General features: G+C 67.3%; 1 protein-coding gene. It reads left to right on the top strand.

The window, feature by feature from the left end; translation table 11 throughout:
• Nucleotides 1-24 precede the first annotated feature (24 nt).
• On the top strand, nucleotides 25-1,302 hold the full coding sequence (locus tag ABGA94_RS16790; RefSeq protein ID WP_375367824.1) for a flavohemoglobin expression-modulating QEGLA motif protein: 1,278 nt from the start codon (nucleotides 25-27) through the stop codon (nucleotides 1,300-1,302).
• The last annotated feature ends 473 nt before the right edge of the window (nucleotides 1,303-1,775 follow it).

The raw sequence follows: 1,775 nt of genomic DNA, 5'->3' as shown, positions 1-1,775 counted from the left end.
GGGCGGCGGCGCGCAGCGCCGGACATGGCAGGGCGCTATAGTCCGCCCATGGAACCGACCGCGACGCTGGACCGTGAGGTGGCCCACCATGCAGCGCTCGATGCGCGCCTGGTCGAGGCCGTGGGAGGCATCCGCCTGCTGGGGCTGACCAGCTGGCCGGCCACGCTGCAGGCACCGTTCCTGGACAGCGTGGCACGTGGCCAGCCGGTGCTGCCGAAGGTGGATTACCCACGGCTGGACTTCAGCGAAGAACGTCGCGCGCTGGCTGTGATCGCCGCTGACTGCGATGACAGCCATCCGCTGGGCCACTACGTGCGGCAGTCGGCGCAGAGCTGGGACCTGGCCGCGCAGCTGCTGGAAGGGTTGGGCACGGCGGCGGTCGATACCTGTTCGGTTCAGTTGTTCGGCGCGCCCGAGCAGCCGTTGCCAGGCAATGGCCCGAGCACGCGCGAAGCGGCGCGTCACTTCATCCAGATTGCTGCCGAACTCGATCACGAACTGCTGGCGCCGGAAGAGCAGGTGCCGGTCTCGGCCATTGCCCTGCAGCTGCAGCTGCAGAATGACCTGGATGCGTTCTTCGAATCGCGCATCATCCAGGTGCAGCTCGATCCAGAGCTGGTGTCCAAGGCCGCTGCCGGACCGACCCGCATCCGCCTGCGCACCAGTGCGCGCTTCAGTGCCTACGACCGCGCGCAGCTGTTCCACCACGAAGTGCTGGTGCATTCGCTGACCGCCTTGAATGGCCGCGAACAACCGGTGCTGCCCAGCCTGGCGTTGTCCTCGCCGCGGGTGACGGCCACCCAGGAAGGGCTGGCTACCTTCGCCGAACAGATCACCGGCAGCATCGACATCGAACGCCTGAAGCGAATCAGTCTGCGCACTGAAGCGATTGCGATGGCCCGCGAAGGCGCCGACTTCATCGAGGTGTTCCGCTACTTCTGCGATGCCGGGCAGAACGCCGAAGAGAGCTTTGCGTCGGCACAGCGCGTGTTCCGTGGGGTGCCGCCGAGTGGCGGCCTGGCCTTCACCAAGGACACGGTGTACCTGCGCGGCCTGGTGTCGGTGCATACCTTCTTCCGCCACATGCTGGCTGAGGACCGCCTGCAGGTCTGCCGCTGGTTGTTCGCCGGCAAGATGAGCCTGGCCGATGCGATCGCGTTCGCACCGTTGTTCGAGGCGGGGGTGCTGAAGCCACCGCGCTGGCTGCCGCATTGGGTGAGCCGGGCGAATGGGCTGGCCGGCATGCTGGCGTTTTCGCTGTTTGCCAACCGGATACGGATGGACCAGCTGGCGCCGGAATGAAATGCGTTGGCGGGATGATGCGCTGGCGCCTCGATTGATATCGCTGGGCGGCGGTGGCGCACCCTGGCCAGGACACGCCGTAAACCCCGCTTCGCGGTCCGGCCCAGCCGCTGGCGGCTGGGCGTTCGGGCGCTTGCGAAGCAGTGCTTCGCAAGCAAAGCGCCCTCACCCATGGGGGCTCGATCGGCGCATCCATGCGCCTCACGGTCCTGGCCAGGGTGCGCCACCGCCGCCAGACAGTTTCCCGCGCGGGCGGCAGCACATCACCGCGCCGAAGGGATTGCGCTTGAAAATCTGGAAAAGCAAAGAGCCGGGCAATGCCCGGCTCTTTGCTCTTGCTCTTCTTTGTCCTCCGCACCGTGGCGCGGGAAACCGTCGAGCAGGGTCGGATGGGCCGGCGCAGGACCGTTGGCGCCATGGATGGCGCCATCGAGCCCCCATGGATGGGTTTACGGCGTGTCCTGCGCCGGCCC

This window comes from Stenotrophomonas sp. 3diitr2024 (assembly GCF_042136455.1).
GTDB classification, from domain to species: domain Bacteria; phylum Pseudomonadota; class Gammaproteobacteria; order Xanthomonadales; family Xanthomonadaceae; genus Stenotrophomonas; species Stenotrophomonas sepilia.
The sequence above is the reverse complement of the archived record's forward strand: the minus strand, read 5'-3'. Positions and strand labels throughout refer to the sequence as shown.